At 49.7% G+C, this 24,381-nt stretch carries 26 protein-coding genes and 1 tRNA gene; 6 read left to right on the forward strand and 21 right to left on the reverse strand.

Annotated elements, in window-relative coordinates; genetic code table 11:
• Positions 1-298: 298 nt before the first annotated feature.
• The 7 genes from BLP63_RS03945 to BLP63_RS03975 form a co-directional block, all read right to left on the reverse strand.
• Positions 299-901, reverse strand: a complete 603-nt coding sequence (locus BLP63_RS03945; RefSeq protein ID WP_092589603.1) for a DUF445 domain-containing protein — start codon at positions 899-901, stop codon at positions 299-301.
• A gap of 25 nt (positions 902-926) precedes the next feature.
• Positions 927-1,346 (reverse strand): NUDIX domain-containing protein, encoded by a 420-nt coding sequence (locus tag BLP63_RS03950; RefSeq protein ID WP_092589604.1) that lies wholly within the window; start codon positions 1,344-1,346, stop codon positions 927-929.
• 63 nt (positions 1,347-1,409) lie between these two features.
• A tRNA-Gly gene (locus BLP63_RS03955) sits at positions 1,410-1,484 on the reverse strand.
• 141 nt (positions 1,485-1,625) lie between these two features.
• On the reverse strand, positions 1,626-2,507 hold the full coding sequence (hslO, locus tag BLP63_RS03960; protein WP_092589605.1) for an Hsp33 family molecular chaperone HslO: 882 nt from the start codon (positions 2,505-2,507) through the stop codon (positions 1,626-1,628).
• A gap of 1 nt (position 2,508) precedes the next feature.
• Positions 2,509-3,261 (reverse strand): class I SAM-dependent DNA methyltransferase, encoded by a 753-nt coding sequence (locus BLP63_RS03965; protein WP_092589606.1) that lies wholly within the window; start codon positions 3,259-3,261, stop codon positions 2,509-2,511.
• Positions 3,258-4,412: a type II CAAX endopeptidase family protein gene (locus tag BLP63_RS03970; RefSeq protein WP_092589607.1), complete on the reverse strand. Its 1,155-nt coding sequence runs from the start codon at positions 4,410-4,412 to the stop codon at positions 3,258-3,260. The genes BLP63_RS03965 and BLP63_RS03970 overlap by 4 nt, the downstream gene beginning before the upstream one ends.
• Positions 4,409-5,572: a M20 metallopeptidase family protein gene (locus BLP63_RS03975; RefSeq protein WP_207646406.1), complete on the reverse strand. Its 1,164-nt coding sequence runs from the start codon at positions 5,570-5,572 to the stop codon at positions 4,409-4,411. Before BLP63_RS03975 ends, BLP63_RS03970 begins: the two co-directional genes overlap by 4 nt.
• A 262-nt stretch (positions 5,573-5,834) precedes the next feature.
• Here BLP63_RS03975 and BLP63_RS03980 point away from each other — a divergent pair, with 262 nt between their 5' ends.
• The 4 genes from BLP63_RS03980 to dapD all read left to right on the forward strand — a co-directional run bounded on the left by BLP63_RS03980 (position 5,835) and on the right by dapD (position 9,569).
• Positions 5,835-6,830, forward strand: a complete 996-nt coding sequence (locus tag BLP63_RS03980; RefSeq protein WP_092589608.1) for an aspartate-semialdehyde dehydrogenase — start codon at positions 5,835-5,837, stop codon at positions 6,828-6,830.
• Between the two features lie 252 nt (positions 6,831-7,082).
• Positions 7,083-7,964 (forward strand): 4-hydroxy-tetrahydrodipicolinate synthase, encoded by an 882-nt coding sequence (dapA, locus tag BLP63_RS03985; RefSeq protein ID WP_092589609.1) that lies wholly within the window; start codon positions 7,083-7,085, stop codon positions 7,962-7,964.
• 20 nt (positions 7,965-7,984) lie between these two features.
• Positions 7,985-8,734 carry a 4-hydroxy-tetrahydrodipicolinate reductase gene (dapB, locus tag BLP63_RS03990; protein ID WP_092589610.1) on the forward strand — a complete coding sequence of 250 codons (750 nt, stop codon included), beginning with the start codon at positions 7,985-7,987 and terminating at the stop codon, positions 8,732-8,734.
• A gap of 124 nt (positions 8,735-8,858) precedes the next feature.
• Positions 8,859-9,569 carry a 2,3,4,5-tetrahydropyridine-2,6-dicarboxylate N-acetyltransferase gene (dapD, locus tag BLP63_RS03995; RefSeq protein ID WP_092589611.1) on the forward strand — a complete coding sequence of 237 codons (711 nt, stop codon included), beginning with the start codon at positions 8,859-8,861 and terminating at the stop codon, positions 9,567-9,569.
• 214 nt (positions 9,570-9,783) lie between these two features.
• On the opposite strand, the gene hpt is transcribed toward dapD, so the two are convergent.
• On the reverse strand, positions 9,784-10,317 hold the full coding sequence (hpt, locus tag BLP63_RS04000; RefSeq protein ID WP_092589612.1) for a hypoxanthine phosphoribosyltransferase: 534 nt from the start codon (positions 10,315-10,317) through the stop codon (positions 9,784-9,786).
• Positions 10,318-10,471: 154 nt separating this feature from the next.
• Between hpt and BLP63_RS04005 the strand changes: the two genes are divergently transcribed.
• Complete coding sequence (locus BLP63_RS04005; RefSeq protein WP_092589613.1) at positions 10,472-11,116, forward strand: LysE/ArgO family amino acid transporter; 645 nt, start codon at positions 10,472-10,474, stop codon at positions 11,114-11,116.
• Between the two features lie 130 nt (positions 11,117-11,246).
• Here BLP63_RS04005 and BLP63_RS04010 read toward each other — a convergent pair whose 3' ends face one another.
• Positions 11,247-12,383 carry a polysaccharide deacetylase family protein gene (locus BLP63_RS04010; protein ID WP_092589614.1) on the reverse strand — a complete coding sequence of 379 codons (1,137 nt, stop codon included), beginning with the start codon at positions 12,381-12,383 and terminating at the stop codon, positions 11,247-11,249.
• 214 nt (positions 12,384-12,597) lie between these two features.
• On the opposite strand from BLP63_RS04010, the gene BLP63_RS04015 reads away from it, so the two are divergent.
• Positions 12,598-13,116 carry a DUF4364 family protein gene (locus BLP63_RS04015; protein WP_092589615.1) on the forward strand — a complete coding sequence of 173 codons (519 nt, stop codon included), beginning with the start codon at positions 12,598-12,600 and terminating at the stop codon, positions 13,114-13,116.
• Positions 13,117-13,235: 119 nt separating this feature from the next.
• Here the strand turns inward: BLP63_RS04015 and BLP63_RS04020 are convergent, their stop codons facing one another.
• From BLP63_RS04020 to BLP63_RS04075, 12 genes are all read right to left on the reverse strand, one after another.
• Positions 13,236-15,395 (reverse strand): complex I subunit 5 family protein, encoded by a 2,160-nt coding sequence (locus BLP63_RS04020; RefSeq protein ID WP_092589616.1) that lies wholly within the window; start codon positions 15,393-15,395, stop codon positions 13,236-13,238.
• Positions 15,396-16,880, reverse strand: a complete 1,485-nt coding sequence (locus BLP63_RS04025; RefSeq protein WP_092589617.1) for a complex I subunit 5 family protein — start codon at positions 16,878-16,880, stop codon at positions 15,396-15,398.
• A 13-nt stretch (positions 16,881-16,893) separates the two neighbouring features.
• Positions 16,894-18,372 (reverse strand): complex I subunit 5 family protein, encoded by a 1,479-nt coding sequence (locus BLP63_RS04030; protein ID WP_092589618.1) that lies wholly within the window; start codon positions 18,370-18,372, stop codon positions 16,894-16,896.
• Positions 18,373-18,738 carry a sodium:proton antiporter gene (locus BLP63_RS04035; RefSeq protein ID WP_330387084.1) on the reverse strand — a complete coding sequence of 122 codons (366 nt, stop codon included), beginning with the start codon at positions 18,736-18,738 and terminating at the stop codon, positions 18,373-18,375.
• Positions 18,735-19,154, reverse strand: a complete 420-nt coding sequence (locus BLP63_RS04040; protein ID WP_170829278.1) for an MnhB domain-containing protein — start codon at positions 19,152-19,154, stop codon at positions 18,735-18,737. The genes BLP63_RS04035 and BLP63_RS04040 overlap by 4 nt, the downstream gene beginning before the upstream one ends.
• Positions 19,135-19,443, reverse strand: a complete 309-nt coding sequence (mbhE, locus tag BLP63_RS04045; RefSeq protein WP_092589620.1) for a hydrogen gas-evolving membrane-bound hydrogenase subunit E — start codon at positions 19,441-19,443, stop codon at positions 19,135-19,137. The genes BLP63_RS04040 and mbhE overlap by 20 nt, the downstream gene beginning before the upstream one ends.
• Complete coding sequence (locus tag BLP63_RS04050; RefSeq protein ID WP_242870783.1) at positions 19,440-19,679, reverse strand: Na(+)/H(+) antiporter subunit B; 240 nt, start codon at positions 19,677-19,679, stop codon at positions 19,440-19,442. Before BLP63_RS04050 ends, mbhE begins: the two co-directional genes overlap by 4 nt.
• A complete protein-coding gene (mnhG, locus tag BLP63_RS04055; protein WP_242870784.1) occupies positions 19,676-19,981 on the reverse strand; it encodes a monovalent cation/H(+) antiporter subunit G in 306 nt (101 codons plus the stop codon). The genes BLP63_RS04050 and mnhG overlap by 4 nt, the downstream gene beginning before the upstream one ends.
• Positions 19,974-20,264 (reverse strand): monovalent cation/H+ antiporter complex subunit F, encoded by a 291-nt coding sequence (locus BLP63_RS04060; protein WP_092589621.1) that lies wholly within the window; start codon positions 20,262-20,264, stop codon positions 19,974-19,976. Before BLP63_RS04060 ends, mnhG begins: the two co-directional genes overlap by 8 nt.
• Positions 20,257-20,742: a Na+/H+ antiporter subunit E gene (locus BLP63_RS04065; protein ID WP_170829279.1), complete on the reverse strand. Its 486-nt coding sequence runs from the start codon at positions 20,740-20,742 to the stop codon at positions 20,257-20,259. The genes BLP63_RS04060 and BLP63_RS04065 overlap by 8 nt, the downstream gene beginning before the upstream one ends.
• A 221-nt stretch (positions 20,743-20,963) precedes the next feature.
• The gene (locus BLP63_RS04070) at positions 20,964-22,964 is read right to left on the reverse strand and encodes a sigma-54-dependent Fis family transcriptional regulator (RefSeq protein ID WP_092589623.1); all 2,001 of its coding nucleotides are present in this window, start codon (positions 22,962-22,964) and stop codon (positions 20,964-20,966) included.
• A gap of 117 nt (positions 22,965-23,081) precedes the next feature.
• Entirely contained in the window at positions 23,082-24,374 is a 1,293-nt protein-coding gene (locus BLP63_RS04075; RefSeq protein ID WP_092589624.1) for a bifunctional folylpolyglutamate synthase/dihydrofolate synthase, read from the reverse strand.
• Between the last annotated feature and the right edge of the window lie 7 nt (positions 24,375-24,381).

The following is a 24,381-nucleotide window of genomic DNA, read 5'->3' on the forward strand; positions in this document are numbered from 1 at the left end:
CCACCCAAATTGCACCTATGCACGAAGCACAGCATGCCAGCTCATACGGCCTTAACGCAGCCCACGCCATTCTTTCAGGCATGTTGCCATACCTACTCAAACGGAGCTCAGAAGTTAGTATTCCCTGAAATTCCTATCCGCGGTTGCTCACAGCCAAGGCAGCCACTCTCTGAAGGAGGATTTGACAGGTACTGGTCTTCCTCATCGCATTAAAAATATCATATCTCATGTTACGCCTGTTGAGAAGCATTGTCAAGAGAAATCTGACATAAGCGCTGTCTGAGACCGGCCTTGGTTATTAAAGCACGAACAGCACAAGACTGCCTTGCAGCAGTCCTATGACGAGACCAATCACACCGCCAAGCCACTCAATGTGACGAAGCTCTTTGTTGGCCACTTCTACCACAATTTCTTCAATCTTTCTAAAGTCAAACTCGTTGATTTTCTCCTCCACCAAAAGGCCTATGCTGACCTTCTCTGCAGCGCGGTGGACCACCTTTTCGCTGATTTCCGTGATTGCCGCCTCTGCGTTCTCGTCGATGGCTTCCTCAATATAGCTGTAGATGAGTTCTCTAAAAATCCCAGGAATTATGGAAGGCATTTTCTGCTTCGCAATCTCTGAAACCCGCATCTTGACCAATCTGACAATTTCATCTTTGTCCAGGTCTTCAATCATCTTGTCTACAATTTCTTCCACCGTCACAAGCTCACGTTCAACAGTCACGCCCACACTATGCGCAATCTGGGGGCGCCTCTTGGGCATCAGGCCCTGGATTGTCAGCGGCAGAAAGGGTATTTTATAAGGCTCATACGGTCTGAACAAAAGCTTTATTGCCAGCCAGTTCGTCGCCCAGCCAATTAATGCGCCTATCAATGCCATCATTGTTAATTTCAGTATCAAGTTTCATCCTCCTGCTTCGCAGCAACTATAGATACGTCTCAATCAAATAAGCCTGTCCCCTCAGGTACATTGAGGCCACAGCTTCAGCTTTATCCATCCATAGCAGCTGGTGGTCTGACTCAAGCTGAGCATGGCCACAGGACATAATTTCAACCCTGTAGGCAGAGATCCGCTTATGATAAGCCTCCAAAGAGCCCTTAACAATGACGAACTCATCCACCGTCTCGAGATAGTCTCCGACCGAAAGTGCACAGCCCGCTTCCTCAAAGCCTTCCCGGATCAGACAGTCTTCTTCTGATTCACCGGATTCAATGCCACCGCCAATTAAAAATAAACCCAGAGGCGACTTCACAATTCCGACTTTATCTTCCCTGGTCAGAAGCCCGTAAGCACCGGGCCTGTAAATGTAATTCACGTGAGGTTCAATTGTTCCAAAGACCTTCATGGTACACCTCCTGAAAAACAAAAACACCAGCTCATAAGAGCTGGTGCACGTCTTAGACTAAATTGGAGCGGAAGACGAGATTCGAACTCGCGACCCTCGCCTTGGCAAGGCGATGCTCTACCTCTGAGCCACTTCCGCTCGACAATGTATTGCCAAGAAACATATTAGCGCATGCACCTCATTATTGTCAAGACTTGAAATTGTATTTTCGGTGAAATTTGATGTTTTTGCGCTGACGATTACAAATGCAATTGTGTTCCAGCCCTGACCTATGACGCTCTACGCTTCAGCCAGCTCCAAAATTTTGACCAAATCCTCACGACTGAAGTGGTAGTTTTTATTGCAGAAATGACAGTGGACATCCGCCTTGCCGTCTTCTTCTATCATTTGAGAGATTTCGTCTGCACCAAGGACCATAATGCCGCGCTCGAACTTATCGCGGTTGCAGTCACAGCGGTAGCCATTCTCTGTCACCGCGGTGACCTCCGTGTCGAGACCTGCCATAGCGATCGCGATCAGCGCTTCCATACTCTCTGAACCGGCCAGCAGATCCGTCATGGCAGGCATGTGCGCCGCCAAATCCTCAAGCTGGTCAATTACAGCGTCATCCGCGAAAGGCATTGGCTGGATCACAAGCCCGCCGGCACGCTCCACGCGCCCGTCCGCCCCAACGAAGACCCCCAGGGAGACAATGGACGGCTGCTGCTCGGAATACATGAAATAAGCGGCCAAATCCTCCGCGATCTCGCCGGACACCAGCTTAGTCCGCCCAATAAACGGCTCTTTAAGACCGTAATCCTTGATCACAATGAGTTCTCCATTACGGCCAACGCCAGTGCCCACGTCCAGCTTACCGCTCTCTGTAGGCGGAAGTTCTACGTTTGGATGGGCTACGTAGCCTTTGACATACCCCGTAGCGTCCGAAACCGCAAGGAGCACGCCAAGGGGACCGTCACCCTTTACCTGAAAGGTAAGCTTATCCGCGTCGTTCTTGAGCATGCTGCCCATAAGCGATGCACCCGTCAGAGTCCTGCCCAGGGCCGCTGCCGCTACCGGCGAAAGCTGATGAATCTGTCTTGCCTCTTCGACGAGCTCTGTCGTATCTGTCACAAAAAATCTGACGGCCTGGCTCGCAGCCATGCCCCTTACTATTTTTCCCATTTTATCTCCTCCGAAAAATCATTAATGCACGTTCTGATGCAGGTTCGAGCCGCTTCATGGTCTCACTGTCAAGGCTTTCCACCAGTTCGAACCAAGGCGACGCAAAATTTTCAAGGGTCTGGACCTCATGGGCATGCTGAACGTGGGTCTCAGCAAAGCGCTCATAAAGGGCAGGCTGGTCCTCGTCCCTCAGAAAGAACGTCAAACGCATAGTCTGTGTCCTCGCCGCCGGGTCGTAGGCATTCTCCCAAATCATAGAAATTTCTTCATCACTTTCCGCAATCGTGGTATTGCCAAGGACGTGTTCCAGCTTATAAGAGGTACTGAACTCAAGCAGCAGAAGACCGCCGGGCATAAGTGCGCCAGCCATGTGCTCGAAGGCACTTTTGAGCTGTACCTCGCCCTCAAGGTAGTTGATGCCGTCATTGATCATAGTCAGAAGATCCACAGGCCTGTGCAGTTTTAAGGTCACAATGTCCTGAAGCAGGTATCTGACCTTTAAATGGGCTTCGTACGCCTTGTCCTGGGCAATCGACAGCATGGGCTGAGAAACGTCGACCCCAATGACCTCAAAGCCGCGCTCCGCCAGCGCGTTGGTTATATTGCCCGTACCGCAGGCCAGATCCGCTATGGTCCTGGGTCTGGCACCATGCCGTGCTGCAGCGTCCATCAGACCCTCCGTCCAGGCTTCATAGTCCACCTCAGACATGAGCGCGTCATAGCATAGCGCGAAACCGGAATAAGCTTCCGTCATGATGTCATCCCCCTGAACGCCAGGATCAAGTAAATGCCGATGGCTATATAAAGCACACCGCCACCCCAAAACGGCAAGCTCTCTTGAAGGCGCATCTTTGGCCTTGGTCCTTTCACCCAGTGCTTCGAGGCAGTTCTGACCTGCCTGTCCCGCCTGAGGGACCTCAAATCCACAAAACTAATCGCGTCTTCATAGTGTGGGGCCGCCGGCACCTGATCATACGGATACAACCAAACCGCAGAGCTCGCGCCCGCCTCCGGGTTTTTCCTCCCCGTGACGACAAACTGTTGCCCTGAGATTTTCAGCAGATCCCCACTCTTCAGATAGTCGAGCCGTATAGAGCGATAGATTGTCAGGCCAAACCAGACCAAAGGCACAGCAATGACCAGGAGCAGCCCTGCCGCACCAGCCAGGCTGGCTAAGAGCAGTTCCTTGTTCTCAAGAAAAAGCTCTGTCAGGTCCATCCCCGTCTCCATGCTGACGTCCTGTCCCCGGGTCATGAGCCAGGACACAGTGACAGCAAAGCCGTTGTTCACCGCGTGGCCAATCATGCCGGCATAAATCGAGTTTGTCACCTGGACGAGCCAGGCAAACAGCAGCCCAAGAAAAATGGGGCCAAGAAGATTTGCCAGGTTGAAATGGAAAAGTCCAAATAAAACAGCGCTTAAAACCGCGGCAAACCTGAAACCAAAGCGCCCTTCCAGAGCGTTCATGATCATCCCCCTGAAAAACAGCTCCTCACAGATCCCTGGCGTCACCGCCATGACAAAAAAGCTGACCAAAAAACCAGCGCCAGCCGATGGTTCCGGAATCGTCTGAGGTATAAAATGCACCGTCGTCATCAGAATTGCAATAACGGTAACATTTAGAAACGCCACTCCAGGGATCATCAAGAGTGATGCCCCCACAATTTTCATAGCAATTTTAACCGGTATTGGATTGAGTCTCAAGGCTTTTTTCAGATCCACCTTTAACGCGAACCCCATGATGAGCAGCGGCAACACCAAAATGCCGTATTCCGTAAAAATAATGCCGAGCTCAAAATTCGCCGCTTGGGCCATAGAGCCCAGGGTCAGGAAAGCTGCAGCAAGAATCAGGAAAGCCCAGCTCACTGGCGTCAGAGGATAATGAGGTCTCAGCGGCCCATTCATAATAGTACCCCCGATTTCTCAAAAACTTTAAGCATAGCGGCGACGCCGTTCAGCAAAACGCTTTCATCAAAATTGAAACACTCGTGATGCAGTCCAAAGATATGTCCTTTTGCCGCGTCCCTGCATCCCACAAAGACAAACAGTCCCGGCACGGCTTCCTGATAATAGGCGAAATCCTCCGCCAGCATCTGAGGCTCAATTTCAAGGACAAACTCTTTTCCGACCGCGTCCGTAAACAGCGCAGCCAGCGCTGTGTCATTGATCACCGGCGGGTACATAGGTCGGATCTCGACATGCGCGTCACATCCATACCCCTCCGCGACGCTACGGACTATGGTCTCCATTCGAGCAACCGCCTGCTCAAACACTTCTTTTGAAAAGGCTCTGAACGTCCCTTCAAGCCGTGCCTGTCCGGCAATGACATTCCTCTTCTCTCCTGAAAACATTTTCCCCACAGTGAGCACCGCGGCCTCAGTGGGCTTGACATTGCGGCTGACCACACTCTGTAGCACGGACACAATACTGGACGCTGCCAGCAACGCGTCCGACCCAAGATGCGGCATAGCGCCATGAGCGCTCATTCCGGTAATTTCAATGTCGAATTCTCCTGTCATGGCCATGATTGGTCCGCTTCTGGTCGCGAAGGTTCCCGAGGCGATTTCAGGAAACAAATGGTACCCATAGACAGCCTCGACCTTGTACTTCTCAAGGATGCCGGCTTCGACGAGGACCTTTGCCCCGCCCGGACCTTCCTCAGCGGGCTGGAAAATAATCAAAACGCTTTTTTCAAGTCTGTCACGGCGCTCTGACAGCGACTGCGCAAGTAAAAGCGCCATGGTCATGTGTCCGTCATGACCACAGGCGTGCATCTTTCCAGTATGACCGGAAGCGTATGGGAGTCCGGTCTTCTCCGTGACCTCAAGGGCATCCATGTCCGCCCTGAATGCGACGCTCTGCTCGCTTCTACCCTGTATCCACGCCAAGACACCCGTTTTGGCGACCACTTCGACGACAACACCCTCAAGAGATTTTAAAGAAGAAATAAGATACTGCTGCGTTTTAAATTCCTGAAATCCCACTTCCGGGATCTGATGCAAGGCCCGCCTGTGACGGATGGCCAGTTCTGATTTATCTGATGTTGCCTGATCCAGCATAAACATTCACACTGCCCCCTAAATAACAAATGGTTCTTTTCACTATTATACCTTAAAGTAATTGAAGCGACCAAACTTTATTGACATCCACTGTCTTGAATGCTATTATTAATAAAATTTAATAGTTATATTCACATATGCTGATAAATATAGACAAGTATTTAAGTGACTCTAAAATGCCGTTCACGCCGGACAGAGATTGACCCGGGCTCCCGCGAACTATGCATTTTTCTGTATAATGTTAACATATCGAAGGAGGCAATACATCATGAAAAAAATCAACATCGCGGTCGTCGGCGCCACCGGTATGGTCGGCCGCAACTTTTTACAGGTCCTTGAAGACCGTGATTTCCCGTTTGACAACCTTTATTGTTTCGCCAGCGAGCGCTCCGCCGGACAAATTCTGACCTGCAAAGGCAAGGAATATGTCGTCGAACCTCTCAACGAGCAATCCTTTGACCGCGATATCCAAATCGCGCTCTTTTCCGCGGGCGGAGACACGAGCTTGAAATATTCTCCAATTGCCGCTTCCAAAGGCGTCATTGTCGTAGACAACAGCAGCGCCTTCCGCATGGATCCGGAGGTGCCGCTCGTGGTGCCTGAAGTCAACCCGGAAGCCCTTGAAAACCACAAAAATATCATTGCCAATCCAAACTGCTCCACCATCCAGGCTGTCGTCGCCCTCAAGCCGCTCTATGACAAGTACGGTATTGAGCGCGTCGTCTACTCAACCTACCAAGCGGTTTCCGGAAGCGGCGTCAAGGGTATGACAGACCTTGAGGAGGGCCTTAAGGGCAACCACCTCAAGAAAGCTTATCCACACCCAATCGCAGGCAACTGCTTGCCGCAGATCGACGTCTTCCTTGACAACGGCTACACAAAAGAAGAAATGAAGATGATTGATGAGTCTAAGAAAATCATGAATGATCAGTCTCTCAGAATCACCGCAACGACAGTTCGTGTACCAATTTTCTACAGCCACAGCGAATCCATCAACGTAGAGCTTAAAAAACCGTTTGAAGTCGAAGACGTTAAAGCACTGTTTGCTTCCAGCCCAGGCATTGTCCTTCAGGATGACCCAGCGAACAGCGTTTATCCGCTGGCATCAGAAGCAGCCGGCAAAGACCTTGTCTATGTGGGCCGTGTCAGAAGAGACTTCAGCGTCGAAAACGGCCTCAACTTATGGGTAGTCGCAGACAACACAAGAAAGGGCGCAGCCACGAACGCAGTTCAAATTGCAGAGCTTTTGGTCAATCGTTTTTAGCACTTGCTGGAAGTATCTTTAGCCAGCTGGCAAATTTCAGGTTGATGATTCCGTTTCTAACGGATCATGATTTCGGGGTTGTACAATGTTGGTACCAAAGTTTTAGTCTCACTTTTTTGTGCTATAATTAAAGTCAGCAGGACCCAGGAGGCATCCCGGGTCCTTTTCTGACATCAGCCTTAAGCAGGCTACATAAATAGTTTATACTCCCAGGCAATACTTATTAAACCCATACTGAAAGGATGATTACGGATGAGTTTATTCAAAGGCGCCGGTGTCGCAATCGTTACACCCTTTGACGCTGAAAACAAAATTAATTTTCCAAAACTCAAAGAGCTGATTGATTGGCAGATTGCTGAAAAAACGGATGCTATTATCATTTGCGGCACAACTGGTGAAGCACCAACGCTGCGGGATGATGAACATATGGAAGCCATTAAGTTTGCCGTTGAGGCTGTGGCCGGCCGAGTGCCCCTCATAGCTGGAACCGGCAGCAATGACACCCAGCACGCTATTGAAATGAGCATGTACGCTGAATCTGTTGGCGCGGACGGGCTCCTTTTAGTCACGCCTTACTACAATAAAGCGACCCAGCCTGGCTTAATTCGCCATTTTACGGCTATCGCGGACAGCGTCAGCATCCCGGCGATCCTTTACAGCGTACCAAGCCGTACAGGCGTCAACATTGATCCGGACACTGTCCTGACACTTTCCAAGCATCCGAATATTCAAGGGATTAAAGAAGCTTCCGGCAATATTGCCCAAGTCGTCGAAATTGCCCGTCTGATCCCTGAGGATTTCTACCTTTACTCTGGCAATGACGACATGATTGTACCACTGCTTTCCGTTGGCGGCGACGGTGTCATTTCGGTCCTGTCCAACATTATGCCCCGCCAGACCCACGACATGGTCATGAATTATCTGGAAGGCAATTACGCGAAAGCTGTTGAGCTCCAGCTCAACCTTAAACCGCTGATCAATGCCCTGTTCTGCGAAGTTAACCCAATCCCGGTTAAGACCGCTATGAATCTGATGGGGCTGGAAGTCGGTGCGCTCAGAGGTCCACTCTACGAAATGGAGCCAAAAAATGTCGAGCGCCTGACTCAGGAGCTCAAAGCCGCTGGATTGCTATAATTTATAAGAGAGGTGAACCCATGATCCGAATAATATTATCCGGTGCTAATGGCGCCATGGGCAAAAACGTACAGGCGCTGGTCGCAGAGCAGCCGGATTTGGTCATATCCTGCGGCGTTGACCACCATCCGGACCCTGAGGCAAAATTCCCGCAATTTAACTCTTTTGAAGCTGCTGGTATAGAAGGTGATGTCATCATTGACTTTTCACATTACAGCATGGTGCCCTCCCTTGTTTCCTTTGCCGCGGCTGCCGGAACGCCGGCCGTGATCTGCACAACGGGCTTATCTGATGAGATCATTGCAGACGTTGAAGCAAAGGCTTCAAAGGTCGCCCTGTTCCGTTCGGGCAACATGTCCCTGGGCATTAATCTGATGATTGACCTCGCCCGCCGTGCGGCTGAAGTCCTTGGCGAACGCTATGACATTGAGATTATCGAAAAGCATCACAATAAAAAGCTGGACGCGCCAAGCGGTACTGCCCTGATGATCGCAGACGGCGTCAACGAAGCCGCGGATGGCCGTTATGATTATCAGCACGGCCGGCATGGCAAAGACGCCAAGCGTATGCCAAAAGAAATTGGAATCCACGCAGTGCGGGGCGGCACAATTGTAGGCGAGCACCAGATCCTGTTTGCAGGCACGGACGAGGTCCTGGAAATCCGACACAGCGCCGCGTCCAAAAAGGTCTTTGCGGAAGGCGCCATAAAGGCCGCCCGGTTCCTTGCCAGTGCAGGTCCGGGGCTCTACAGCATGAAGGATATCCTGTAGGTCACTGGATACAAGCTTTCAAGCACATGATGTTAAAGAAAGTGCGTAAGTTTATGACAGAGGTGTGCGTTAATCTGAAGCCTGCCTCTGATCCAAAGAATAAAGAAAAGAGGATTGCCAATTTATGACGTATGATATGACAAACCCCTATGAAATCGCGCGTTTTATCAAAGACGCCAAGAAAACCACACCTGTTAAGGCCTATATCCGCGGCCACATTACTTTGCCTGAAGGCTCTGGGATTCGCTGCTTCGGTGAAGCGCCGTTTCTGGTCCTCTTTGGTGAAGCAGATGAGATACTTGAGCTGATTGAAGCTCAAAGCGCGGGTATAGATGATTATGTTCTCGAAAACGATCGCCGCAACTCCGCTATTCCAATGCTGGACCTGAAGAAGCTAAAAGCACGCATTGAGCCAGGTGCCATTATCCGAGACCGCGTTAAAATTGGCGAGAATGTCGTCGTCATGATGGGCGCAGTTATCAATATTGGCGCAGAGATTGGCGACAATACCATGATTGACATGAATGCGGTACTCGGTGCCCGCGCTACGGTTGGCAAGAATGCCCACGTTGGCGCAGGCGCGGTTTTGGCAGGCGTTCTCGAGCCGCCAAGCGCAACGCCGGTCATCCTTGAGGATGGCGTCCTTGTCGGTGCCAACGCCGTTGTACTTGAAGGCGTCAGAGTCGGAAAGAACTCCGTCGTCGCTGCTGGCGCCATTGTTACGGAAGATGTGCCTGAGGGTGTTGTTGTCGCTGGCGCTCCTGCTAAGATCATCAAGTCCAAGGACGAAAAAACGGAAGGTAAAACTCAGCTTCTGGAGGATTTGAGGAAGTAGGACGGGTTACCATCGGCAAAGCTTTTAATCAAAAATCAAAACAGCCACTCAGACGTCTGGATGTGAGGTCACATCCATGGACCTGGGTGGCTGTTTTTCTTTTATGTTGTGGCGGACGTGATTTTCGTGATGCGGTTTTCGAAAGCTTTGAAAAGCGGCTTTACGTCTGCCGAAGGCCGCTGTAAAATAGAGGCAGGCGGCTGGCTGTCAGCCCTTAGTCTACAAAGGCAAAGACGTGGTCAACGTTGCGGAAATAGTCGCCATAATTAAGGCCGTAGCCTACAATAAACATGTCCGGAATGGTAAAACCAACGTAATCAGGTTCAAAGGCCACCTGACGCCTGGACGGCTTGTCAAGGAGCACGCAGCACTTTACGCTGTCAGCGCCCTTTTTCTTAAGATGCTCAAAAACCCCCGTCATGGTGTGGGCGGAGTCCGTGATATCGTCCACGACGAGGACGTCATAGCCTTCTAAAGAATCAATGCCAATATCCTGGGTCACCTCTACATAGCCCGTCGACTCTTCACCGTGACCATAGCTTGAGGTCGTCATAAATTCAACGCGCAGCTGCAGGTCGATTTTTCGAACGAGGTCAGCGGTAAAGATAAAACTGCCTTTAAGCAGCGAAACCACCAGCAGGTCTTTTCCGTGATAGTCTTTGGTTAGTTCTTGTCCAAGCTCTGCAACGCGGCGTTCAATGTCTTCTCTGGAAACCAGAATTTCTCTTCGTTTATTTTCTATGCTCACAGAAACGTCACCTCTCATGGTATGATTTCTTATATTCTATGCTTTTTTGACTGCAAATTCAACTTATTTGCGTCTAAATAGTCCGCGAGGGCCGAACAACCCTCAGGGCGGGACAGGGCCCAGCCACGCGTGAGAGACAAAGGAGGCACTTTTCATGCTGCAATTATGGATTAGAAGTTTGGTGATTGGATTGTCAATCGCCGCGCCGGTGGGTCCTATTGGACTTTTGTGTATCAGAAGGACGCTGGCGCTTGGGAGACGGGCGGGATTGATGACCGGCCTGGGTGCTGCGGCTGCTGACGGCGTCTATGGTGCCGTTGCCGCCTTTGGGCTTAGCGCCGTCTCCGCGTTCCTGATCGATCAGCAGAACGCTCTCAGAATTGGCGGCGGACTCTTTCTGATTTATCTGGGACAAGGCATCCTGCGTTCGAAGCCGGCGTCACGGGCCGCCGAACCAGAGCGCTTGAAGGACTCGGGGAAAACCATAGGCGACATGGGAATGCTGCTTTCGACCTTTGCCTTAACGCTGACCAACCCTATGACCATTCTGTCCTTTATCGCCATTTTCTCAGGCTTGGGGCTGGCTGGCGGCGTTGCTTCCCACGGCATTGCCGCGCCGCTACTGACTGTGGCCGGTGTCTTCACAGGCTCCGCCCTGTGGTGGCTGACACTGACCTTTGCTCTCTCAAGACTCAAAATCCTTTCAAAGCCTGAGAATTTGATCTGGATCAACCGCTTCTCCGGGCTGGTGATCTTGGGGTTTGGGACCATGGCCATTTATCAAGGCGTTGTGGGGTGATGTGCTGTGCACCCCAAGCGCCGCCGCGCTTATTTATGATCGCGGGCTACGCCATATAAACTCAAAAACTGCCTCGACGAGAGCAAAGTCACTCATCAAGGCAGTTTTTTCATGAACATAGGCTCATTTATTATTCTTCAACATAGGTTATAATTTCCAATCCTTCAAACCTACTCAGATCCACTTTTTCTGAGAGTGCCGCCGGCACGGCGACGCGGTCTGCCCTGCCATCGCTTATGAACCGTTTTTTCGGATTGGCTTCATACCCATCCAGCCAATCTGTCAGCTGCAAATGTCCATCTCCGCTCTGAACCCTCTGAATGGAAGCAAAATCGAAGCTTGCGTCAAACGGTGACACGCTGGGTTTCCAGCCCACATTGAGAATCGCAATATTTTTGTAAGCCTGTCCCTCAAACTGACCTTCTACCAAAGTCGCCCTCTCCCCCTCTGCTGGACGTTCCCCATAAGGCAGTGCCAGCAAATCGATTTCATAAGACGCTGGCAGCTGTGCCTTCAGCGCAGCTGCGTTTTTTCCAAGGGACACTTCGACCTCCTGAGCACTAAGACTCTTGAAATGCTCATGTCCGAAGCTGTGGTTCCCAATGTCCATACCCTTCTCGAGCATAAAATTAAATTTGAAATCCACGGAATCCTTCTGTCCAAAAGGCGTACCCCCATTGAAGAAAAAGGTGGCATGCATCCCAAAGTCAGGGTGCTGCGCCGCGAAATCCGACATGATGCCCACAACGCTATTGGGGTCAATGGACCCGTCTTCGAGTAACCTAAAGTTAGAAATATGGCCGTCATCAAAGGTCAGGACCACCGGCGAAAATCCCGCTGGTGTCGAAATGTCACCCTTGACAAGATCCCTTAGCGGAAGGGTTCTGAAGCCCATCTCGTAAAGCCGCTTCAAATCCTCTCGAAATGAGTCGGCGGTACGAACATAATCCGAATTTTTCTCTCCAAGACTGTGATACATGATGACCATGACTTCGCCCAGCTCGTTTGGTTTGACCACCTGAAAATCTATTTCCGGAGCTTCAGGCACTTCAGGCGCTTCCGGCGCTTCAGGCGCTTCCGGCTGAGCATTTTCCCCAACAGGCGCAAGGTCTTCACCATTTTGTACCTCAGCCGGGTTCTCGGAAGGTGCAGTTTCAGGTTGGACAGAGGCATTGCATCCAGCCAAGACTAAGGATACTGTTATAACAGCAAGCACAAGCCTGGAGTGCCGCGTTGTCCCCCCTATCATTTTTAAGCGTTGCAGCATTATGAGTCCACCTTTCAAGGATTAGGATATCCGTATTGGTACTGCTTTATACTTAATATTATAATAGAAATAAGTGCAGATCCCAGCGAGAAACTACAAATGTAACTAATAATTCACTAATTGAAAGCTTCTCCGCCAAGGATAACTGACCTCAATTTTGCGCGTTTGTGGTATAATAATTAAGATTTTATAGTTCAAGCAAGGTGGTGATCCTGTGTTTTTTGATGACTCCAGGCAACAAATTGAAAAGAAAATGCTTTTGCTCGAAGGGATCGCCCTGCTCAAGGGTCCCGCCCACGACATTCTGATGGATCTGATGCTCCGTGATGGGCGCATGAATTATTTTGAATTCACACACTGTTTGGGCGAACTCAAAGATTCGGGCCTTGTGCAAGAAACTGGTTCAAGTCACTATCGGCTAACCGAGCGAGGAGAAAATGCCATTTTATATTTTTCGGACCGAGTTGAAGAAGAAGCTTTAAACGCTTTAAAAACGACGGCCCAAGCATTAAATACCCAAGCCCCGGCATATACCGCGGAGTGGAGTGTCTACGAGGGCGCCCAAGTACTGAAGCTCTTGCACTCCGAACGCGGTCTCTGTCTCATGCTTAGCATGGAGGACCGCAAACTTGGCGAGGCCATGGCGAAAGCCTGGTCGGAGCAGAACAAGTCCGCACTCACCGCACTTATGAACTTGCTGACAGACGCGCTTTTTTATCCGCCGGAAGCATAGCTTTGTCCCTGAGCCAGACCAAGTAAACAAACAAACCAATCAAACAAACAGAAGAAAAGGTGCCGCGAGGACGTCGGTTAGATCAAACGATGTTCCTGTGGGCACCTTTTTTATGAGTATCAATATTTGACCAACGCACTGTTGAGGAAAATGAAAATGAAGCTTAGAACGAGGATTGCGCCAAAGAGAAAAATGGAATAGGTCACCGTGCTGATGTTGAAATTCGCTCTGTAAACCGCTTTCCTGACGGTGGTCTCCCCTTCTTCTTTGATCTTGTGTCCCTTTTGTGCGCTCGACTCCGCCAGATGGCTCAGGGCTTCCCCGGAGCGATGAAGCGGCTCTGAAAGTCTGTCCGTTGAAAGCTTTCCAATAACAGCATCTCCCTTTTCAATAAGCGGTGCTGCAAACTTTCCGGAAGAAGCATTTTCGAGGGACTCAATCAAATGGGTTCCCGCGTCAGATAGCTTAGCGTTGTTTACCTCTACAAGCTGACTCGGCTTTACATTCGCAAGTTTTTGGATGGAGTCTCCCACAAAAGCGCCGAGACGGATCAGCCACTGGTCAAAGAATCTGAAGAAGATAGTCATGCCTCTAAAAATCATCCTAAAGAGTGGTATCATCAAATCCTCTTCCAGCCTGAAAAAGCTGTTGGACGGATTGACATAGACAGCATGACCATCCACTGTACGCCTCAGGTAAATCCTGATAAAAGTCGCGTAGAGCAAAAAGCCAAGCACAAAGATGATGCCTGACGCGCGCAGGGCTTCGCCGGCAAACAGATGAGGGTGAACCTCACCGCTGGCGCCCAGTATTTCAGCCGCCTGAGAAAGCGGCGCGTAAACCCAGTCCGGCTTCACACCCAAAATAACAATGGCCGCTGACAGAATTGACATAGGCAATAGGACCGGCCACTTGACCAAGTGACGGTGCTGACCGTAATACGCATCATTTTTCTCAATAAAGACCGCGACAAAGAACTTCAGCATATAAGCCACCGTCATGGCGCTTCCCAGGTAGAACAAGATGTCCAGAACGCTGAACAGCGGACCTGGAAACTCGTGGGCTGCCTCAAGGAGCGCTTCGTGAATCATGGTCTTGCTGGCATAGCCGTTAAGTCCCGGCAGTCCTGCCACAGCCAGGGCGCCAAACAGGAACAGTGCTTTCAAAAAATGCTTGACCCGGCCAAAGCCGTAAATCACGTTAATACTCAGCTCGTGGAGTGCTATATAGATGACGCCTGCGCCAATAAACAACAGGGTCTTGACGATCCCGTGATTGACTATATGGAACAATGTCCCATAAACGGCGAGGCCCCCATGGCTGCCAAGGATCTCTATCAAAGCGATCCCCACGAGAATATACCCCATTTGACTCATGCTGGAATAAGCGAGAATCCGTTTGACGTTCCTTTGGTACATGGCCAGCACGCCGCCAACTAAGATCGTCATCATACCAAGGATCAGGATTGCGTAAGACAGGATGGGTTCTCCATCCAGTAAGTAGTGAAGTGTCAGGATGATGCCAAAGACACCTGTTTTTGCAAGGACGGCTGATAGTATGATCGTTGCAGGCATAGGCGCTGCTGTATAAGCTTTAGGAAGCCACACATGCAGTGGAAACAAACTCGCCTTGATTCCAAAGCCAACCAAAATCAGGGAGCCTATTGCAATTCTGGTTACCTGAGACGCTTCCTTGAGATCCATCTCAGAGATGATCAGGGTGTCCGCGAAGTTATAAGCCAGCAGGATCCCAAGGAGTACCATAAGTCCACCGGCAATGGCCATGGCCACATAGGACACCCCTGCCCGGTGCGCGTATTCGTCCTCGTCGTGAATGACGAGGAAGTAAGAGGCTATGGACATCAGCTCGAAAAAGGTAAAGAGGTTCAGGATATTCTCCGAAAGAAACATCCCAATAGTACTGAAGTACGTCAGCATGTAAAGGGAATAGTACCTGTTTCTGTGATTGTGCCGGATCAGATACTGCGTTGAGAAGATCATAGCTAACGGCCAGATAAAAGCTGTTAACCAAAGAAAGACATATCTCAGCATGTCGAGCTTCAGCATCAGCCCCGTACCCATCAGGTTAGGCACAAAGACAATGATTTCCCCCTGACTCACAGGCTTATAGAGCCATACCACAATACCGAAAACAACGACATAAACCAGTAAATGCAGGGCATTTCTAAGTTTCTCGTGCTTGTAGCCCTGAATCGCACCTATCAGCGAAGCCAGACCGGGCAGCACGAGCATCAATACAATCCAGAAGTTGTATCCCATTTAAAACACCTCCTGGGCAATTCGGGTCACTATGTTGATGATTGGATTTGGAAAAATACCAAGCAATACGACGATTGCTGTGAGCAAAAAGATAGGCAGCAGCATGGTATCCGCCGGGTCCAGGGACTTCCCTTCCGCAATAGCGTCGAGCTCCGGTGTCTCATTTTTACTGAAGAACGCTTGCACGGCAATGGGCAGCAGATAAGCCGCCGTCAGAAAAGCACTGAGCAGGAGCGCCACAGCATAGAGAACGTTATGGGCCTTCAAAGCGCCAAGGGCCAAATACCACTTGCTGACAAAGCCATTGGTAGGCGGAATGCCAATTAATGAAATGACGGACAGCCCAAAGCAAAACATGGTTACCTTCATGCGTTTTCCTATGCCATCCAATTGATGGACATATTTAAAGCCCGTTTGATAATAAATCGCACCCGCCACAAAAAACAGTGTAATTTTGATGACGGCGTGGTTGATCAAATGCAGCAGCGCCCCAATAAAGGCGTCTTCATTCAGGAGCGCAATCCCCAGAATGATATACCCCAGCTGGCTGATCGTGGAATACGCAAGTCTCTTTTTAAGGTTATCCTGGTGCAGGGCCATCAGTGAACCCATAACTATAGTTAATACAATGATAGGCAGCAGAAACTTAGACGCCCCAAGCATAGCGACGCTGACCGGGCCAAACAGGAAGTACGTCGTTCGCATGAGGGAAAATATTCCGGACTTGACCACCGCAACGGCATGAAGCAGCGCGCTGACCGGCGTTGGCGCCACCATGGCATTAGGCAGCCAGGCGTGAAACGGCGCCAGCGCAGCCTTGACCCCAAAGCCCAAAAACAGACTGAGATAACCCGCCAGCAGCATCATGAAGTTGCTGTGATCCGTGCCGCCAATATGACTCTGCGTCACAATCCCCCCAGCCACAAAGCTGAGGTCGTTCGTCACACTGAATACCAGGAGCATCCCCAGCAGCACCAGTGTTGCGCCGGAAAACGAATAAATGATATATTTCCTGCCGCTTGACAGTGCCTCGTCGCTTCCGGCGTGGATGACCAGCGGAAAAGTCGCCAGCGTCAGGAGCTCGTAGAAAATGTAAAGCGTAAACAAGTTCCCTGAAAAAGCTATGCCGATGGTGACGCCAAGCGTAAACAGAAAGAAGACAAAGAACTGCCGGACTCTATTTTCATGCTTCATATACTCAAAGGCATAAAAGGTCGTAAAAATCCAAAGCAGCGACGCCAGCACCCCAAAGAGGATGCCCAGGCCGTCTGGTCTGAGATAAATGTCAATAAACTTGTTGACCATCAAAAGGTGCAGGCGGACCTTGGGAAACACCGACACGACTGTAAACAGGACTACAAAATTTGTAATGACAGTTGCCGCCACAAACGGCTTCATCCGCTTCTCCGTAATGATCTTGGACTGAGTCGCCAGAATAGAGGCAAGCCAAGGCAGAAAAATTGGAAGTACAATTAAATATGTCATGGACAAGCCGCCTTTACAGGGACGGAATCGCGCTAGCGATCCAATCGAGAATAGGGCCCGAACCAAAGCCTACCAAAACCATCATGACCGACAAAAGGATCAGCGGCACCAGTTCCTTGACTGGCTTCATTTTTGATTTATAAATCTTGCCTTCAAGATTTGAGTTTCCAAAATAGCCGTTGATGATAATTGGGAAATAGTAGCTGACATTGAGTAAGCTGCTGGCCAGAATGATCAGGAGCAGAAAGATCTGTCCCCGTTCTATCGCGGCAAGGGCAAGGTTCCATTTACTGACGAAGCCAGGCAGCATAGGAATGCCTACCATGGAAAGGCCACCTAAAGAAAATATGGCTAAAGTAATGGGCATCTCTCGGCCTATGCCCCGCATCTTGTCAATTTCCCTAAAACCCGTTTGCTCTATGAAAGAGCTGACAGATAGGAACAGACAAGATTTGGTAAGCCCGTGGGCCAGGATATGATAGATAGCAATGGCCATACCCATAGCATTGCCGAGACCAAAGCCAAAGAAGATGTAGCCCATCTGAGCAACGCTGGAATAAGCCACCATACGCTTCAGATCAGTTTGAACCCTGGCGAACAGGGAACCCATGATCATGCCCGTTGCGCCAAAGATCAAAATCAGATTGAGAATGACGGTATCCTTTAGAATTTCCTGTCCGTAAATCATGAACAGAACTTTGAAAAGCAGCACCACCGGCGCTTTGATCACTATGCCAGACAAGATGGCACTGGATGGACCAGGCGCGGAGGCATGGGCATCTGGAAGCCAGACATGAAGTGGAAACATGGCCGCTTTAATCCCGAGGCCTATTGTAAACATGGTGAGACTGACCAGTATGGCTTTCTCATTTCCCACGACACTAACCTGAAGAGTCTCGTGGATGGCTCGCATATTAAGATGCCCTGTCATGGAATACAGATAGGCAATCCCCATCAGAACGAGCCCAGATCCCAGACTGCTCAGGATGAGATACTTCATGGTCGCTTTGATGTTTTCCGGCTTGTCCTTAATAGCGATCAAACCGCAAGCCGCCAATGTGCTGACTTCAATGAAGACGAAGCTGTTGAAAAGGTCTGAGGTAAAGACAATGCCAAGGAGCGACGCCAGGAGCAAGTGAATCAGCGTGAAAAACAGTTTAACGCGGTTTTCCTTAATTTCTTTGTGGATCCCAAAGCTCGCGTACCACACCACCATGCTGGAAACAAAGGCAAACAAGATGCCTACCACTGCTTCAATGGGGCCAATATCAAAGGTAATCCCAAATGGCGCGTCGTAGTGGCCGATGGTCGCGGTATAGCGCTCCACATTAGCAACATCCACCGCCACCAGGATCAACATCAGTAAAACCGCGCCCATGGTCGCCAGGCTGATTCGGGTTACCAATTGCCTATTCTTCATTACAGGCATAACAAAAGCCGTGATCATCAATACCAAAATGGATAACAAACTCATCAAATGTAAGCCTTGCATCTAATCCCCCCCAGAGTCCATTACTTCAGAAAGGTCAACCGTTCCAAAGCGTTCGTAAAACTTGATGGTCAGTGCCAGCGCAAAGGCTGTCGTACTCACGGCAACGACGATTCCCGTCAGCATCAATCCCGTTGGGATAGGTGTGACGTAAGCATCAAGACCTTTAAAGCCTCCATTGATAATGGGGGCCTCACGACCTCCAGTATAACCAATTGTGATAAAGAAAAGGAAAATGCTCGTATCCATGATATTGAGCCCAATAATTTTCCGAATCAGATTATTATTGAGCAGCAGCGTCATGAAACCGACGCCAAATAGAATGACTGTACCAATTTGAAAATAGTGCGTCGTTAAGAATTGAATCACAGATGTCCCTCCTCAAACAGCGTTGCGATCAGATAAAACGCGACTGCAACCACAACGCCGACCAGAAGATTGAGCGGCAATATCAATCCGCTGCTCAATATATTTCCAGGCGTTCCAAGGGGAATTGGCAGACCATTCATATGCAGAACCCCTGAGAGGAACGATTGACCTTTTAAGATCCCATAAAGCAGCAGTGCCCCAAGGGAAAGCTTCAAGAGCCGTTCACCGGTAAATCTCGCCCCAAAGGCATTTTCACCGTTGACGTGACGATCCAGAATCAGGCATGCGCCAAGGACGCTTCCGCCAGAAAAACCCCCGCCAGGCGACAAATGTCCAAAGAGCATGATATAAAAGCTGAAAATCCAGAGGAATGGCAAAAGCCAGTCGACTATGCGCCTAATGATCGGTGTTGTCATGGCCATCCTCCTTTGCTTCAGTTTTGAGGAGCAGCATCAATACCAAGACCAAAGCGGTGAAGATAACAGAGGCTTCAATAAAGGTGTCAAAGGCCCTGTAGTCCAGGATCATACCTGCGACTGCATTGACAGCGCCTGTCTCTTCAATGGACTTTTCAAGGTAGCGAGCTGTCACTTCATTGTAGACAGCCTTGTTGGCAGTACCAAAGGGTGGAAAATCCGAAAGCCCAAGCAAAAGAAATATAATAAAAAATGCGGTTATAAGGACAGCAGCAATTTTTCTTTTCATGAAGTTTTCCTCCTGACACTTCTGATAGCCAGGACGAAAAGTACCGTTGTGATCCCTGCGCCCACTGCAGCTTCAGTGATCGCGAGGTCCGGGGCGTTCAGCTGTTCCCAAAGGACTGCCATCATCAAACTGTAAATCATAAAGACAATGACTGCGCTCATCAGATTTTTGACATAGGAGACTGCAATACTGCCTGCAATCATCAGTCCCAGAATAATCATAGAAAAGGTATTCAATGGGATTCAGCCCCCCCTTTAGTGTTTCGTCTTGCCTTAAGTATACCCCTTGCAATCGCGTGAGTCGCCGTTGGATTGGTTACCCAGACGAAGACAATGACCAGCAGCAATTTGAGTGAAGCTGTGTTTAAGCCCGAATAAATCATAAGACCCACAAGGCAAAGTGCCGCGCCCAGCGTATCGCACTTCGCGGCGCCATGCGCTCTGGTCAGGGCGTCTGGAAACCTCAAGATCCCAAGCGTACCGACAATGAAGAAGAACAGGCCCCCAAGCATAAAAAACATGACTAAAACATCACGCATGGAAATGTCCCTCCTCTTGAGCTTCATCCGCCTCTTCCGCGAATTCCCTTGATATAAATATCGATGCTACAAAGCTGATCAGCGCATAAACTAAAACGACATCAAGGAAATACGTTTCCCTGAGAATGAACGCTATGAGTGCAATGATGACAATAGTCTTTGTCCCAACGACGTTGATGCCTATGATGCGGTCGCCCCTGGTAGGACCAACGATGACGCGGACGAGACAAATCAGTGAGGTCAGAGCCAAAGCGAATGCCATAGCCAGCAAAAATTTATCCATTTAGCCGTGCCTCCACTCTGATCAGAATTTTTTCGATTGGATTGTCCGACAAAGCTTTGAAGTAGCCCTCGTTGAGCGCGTGAATGGTCAATTCGCTTTTCTCGAGCTCAACGGTCATTGTGCCAGGCGTAAGCGTGATCGCGTTGGACAAAAGAACTATCAGCCGCTCATCTGTAAGGCGCGTCGTGAACTTGTATATTTTAGGTTCAATGTGCATGGTCTTACTCAACACAATTTTTGCGACTTGAAAATTTGCCACAATGATCTCTTTTACCAAAACAGAAACAAGGTGCAGCCATGTTGGCCAGAGCTGCGGCGCATAAAGCGGCATCACAGTCTCCTTTGCAACCTTTAGATTCAGAAGTTTCATGACAAGCCAGGACAAACCGAGCCCAATCAGCACCGCCTCAAGGGTCACACGTTCTGCCAACATCAGGAAAAACAACATAAGTCCAATTAACGGCAAAAGCTTTTTCATAATCATCACCCAGTTTATTATAATATGCAAATTTTGTGCCAAAACAGGAGTCTTGCAAGTTTTAAAAAATATTATTCACAAATTAAGTTTTTTCAAGCCTTCAGTGTCGTTATTATTTCCCATGTTCATGCTGTATTTATGTATGTCAAAAGAATTGTATCATAATGAGTCACTGTGTTTCCAGACAAAAACAAAAGACGTCTCAAAACAATACACATGTATCATTTTAAGACATCTCGGTTCACAGAAATGCCATGGCTCTCCATTTTCCTGTAAAGCGTTGCCCGGCCTATCTCCAGAGCTTTTGCCGCCTGCGCTACGTTCCCCCGGCACACATTCAGGGCGCGAATAATAGCCTGTCGCTCAATTTCAGTCAGCGGCTGCACGCCTTCGTCTAAAACTGAAATTTCATGTCGGGCATCTTGACGAATGTAGTGGGGGATCAACTTTTCCTCAAGGGGCGCGCCGGCCGCAAGACTCACCATCATCTGCATCACATTCTGCAGCTCTCTGACGTTTCCTGGCCAGTCATAATTGGACATGGCTCTATAGAACCCGTCGGAAATTGGCAGTCGCTCGACTTCTTTTTTGTTAAATTGCCTGTAGAAATTGTCGATCAGCCTCGGAATGTCACTCCTGCGTTCTCTCAGCGCCGGGGTATGAATTGGCATGACGTTGAGCCTGTAATACAAATCACTTCTGAAATTTCCCTTTTCGACCTCAGTCTTCAAATCCTTATGGGTGGCTGCAATAACACGGACGTCGACTGGCAGTACGTCATAGCCGCCGACCCGGACCACCTGCCTGGTTTCCAGTACGCGCAGCAGCATAGCTTGCGTATCCAGAGGCATGTCGCCTATTTCATCCAAAAATAAGGTTCCCCCATCAGAAAGCTCGAATTTTCCCGGCTGTCCGCCTTTTCGAGCGCCAGTAAACGCGCCCTCTACGTAACCAAAGAGCTCACTGGCAACCAGGTCTCTTGGAATCGCGCCGCAGTTGATGAAGACAAAGGGCTGGTTTTTTCTTCTGCTGGCATTGTGAATCCCTTGCGCGAACATTTCTTTGCCTGTACCACTTTCTCCATACAGTAAAATATTCGCGTCCGAGTCCGCGACTCTTCTCGCCATTTCTACGGCTTGTCTGATTTCCCGGCTGTCTCCCAAAATATCATTGAAAGTATAGATCGCCGTCGCGCCAAAGATTTTGTTGACGAGACTGTGAACCCGCTTTGACTCTCTAAAGGTCAAGACAGCTTCTTTTTTCCCGCCCTGGGTTTGACTGATTGGCGTCATATTAACCAGAACAGAAACTTTTTTACCATTTTTTTTGCGCAGAAATACCTCGACCTCATCCATCTTGCCGCTGCTTTTGACCATGTTGATGTAGGACTTTAGCTTCTGCGCCTCAATCAAAGTCTCGAGCTTTTGGCCAAGGAGATCTTTTTCGCTAAAACCCAAATATTTACGGGCGAAGTGGTTGATTTCCGTGATGTCGCCCGATGAATCCACGCAGAGAATCCCTTCCCTGATGGATTCCATAATGGCGAGATAGTGTTCACTGGCCCGCTTCGCTTCAAGATGCGCCGCCTCGAGGGCCATCTCATGTTCAATGGCTTCAGCGGATGCCATGACCATGCCCAAGGTGTGTGGGTGAACCAGGTCATAATCCCCCGACATACTGAATACCGCCACAACTTCACCATTCTTGTCGTGAATGGGAGACGCGGAGGTCGTCCAGTTATGGAACGACCTGTGATAGTGTTCTGCCCCCATGACCTGAATGGAGCGGTCTTCAAGCAGCGAAATCGCGATCCCATTCGTACCTATGGCTGACTCGCTGACGTTGCACCCGCTGTGAAGTCTCAGATGCTTATTTTCCTCAAGCATGGACTGATCGCCATAGCTTCCTAAGACCCAACCCTCGCGGTCTGTAAGCCTCAGAATCATCCTCGATTCTCCGACTGCTTTGTACAATGTTTCCATAAACGGCTTCGCAATTTTCAGGACGTCGCCAAGCCGCTCCCGACGCAGCTCAAGCTCGCGTTCCTCAAGCTCTTCTTCTGCCCAGGGATCCTCCTGGAGGATTCCGGCAAATCTGCAGCGTTCCCAGGATGCAGCTATTTCAGGTCTTAGGACTTTAGTGTCAATGAAACCTGTCTCAAAGAATTTCATCCAAGCTTTTTCAAGCTTTGATCTGTTTTGAAGCAATTTTCTCGTCGACAAGGTCTCACCTCCGTATGGTCAATGCGTCGAGGAAAAAATTTGGTGCCGGCAGCTGCGAGTCTATTGTCTGTACTTTGAAAATTGCCCACGTCTGCAGCTGCCGGCTGAAAATTTTATCTATTCATTCCACAAGCGGGCTCTCAGCAATGTTCTGGCCTCGCCAATCATATACAGTGATCCAAAACAGAGGACCGCGTCATCCGGGCCAGCCTGCTCAAAAGCTCTGTTTAAAGCTTCAGGGATCGTTGGTTCAATAAGGACATTCTTTCCGAAGGTGGCCATACGCTCTGCGAGCCCTTCTGCACTCATTTTTCTCGGATTGCTTGGTTCTGTTGCTATAACCGTGTCAAGCAGCGGCATCATAACGCTGAGCATACCAGAGATGTCCTTATCACCCAAAATGCCGACTACAGCGACAATGCGCTTTCCAGGCATCAAACGCTTGACAGAGGCAGCCAATCCCGTCGCCCCATGAAAATTGTGGGCACCGTCGATCATGACAAGCGGCTGCGCAGACATGACCTCCAGGCGTCCGGGCCATCTTGCCGCCGCGAGGCCGTCTCTTATGGCATTGTCTGAGATCTCAATATCATAAGCCTCTCGCAGGGCCTCAGCGGCAGTCAAAGCTACAATTGCGTTATTGACTTGGTAATCGCCAATCAGCTTCAGGCAATAAGCATTGTCAAAGAGCTTAAAAACAGTACCCTCCAGTGTCGCGGACTGGATTTCAGCTTCCCCGCAGGGTGCTACAACCAGACGGGTTCCAAGCAACTGACAGCGGACATCTATGATTTCCATAGCTTCCGGTGCCTGTGGATGCACGACGCAAACCGAATCCGCCTTTATAATTCCGGCCTTTTCGAAAGCCACTTTTTCCAGGGTCTCGCCCAGATACTCCACATGATCGAGATCCACCGGTGTAATCACTGAAACCAAAGGCTTTTTAATGACGTTGGTGGAATCGAGGCGGCCACCCAGGCCAACCTCGAGTACCACATAATCTACTTTGCTTCTGGCATAGTATTCAAAGGCTACGGCTGTGACGACCTCAAATTCTGTCGGATGGCTGAAGCCTTCGACCAGCATCCGGTCAACGTGGGTCTTGACAAAAGAAACGATCTCTGCCAAGGACTGATCGTCAATATTGACGCCATTGATTTGAATGCGTTCGTTGAACACCTCGAGGTAGGGTGAGGTATAGAGGCCTGTCTTATAACCCTGGGCCCTCAAAATGGAATAGATCATTGTGGACGTGGAGCCTTTTCCATTGGTGCCGGCAACGTGAATATACTTCAGCCGGTCCTGGGGATTGCCCATATAGCTCAGCAGCTGTGTGATGTTGTCCAGGCCGAGCTTGCTTCCGAATTGATAGGTGCTGTGGATATAATCAATCGCTTCACGAACATTCATGCCGCTT

This window comes from Acidaminobacter hydrogenoformans DSM 2784 (assembly GCF_900103005.1).
GTDB lineage: Bacteria > Bacillota > Clostridia > Peptostreptococcales > Acidaminobacteraceae > Acidaminobacter > Acidaminobacter hydrogenoformans.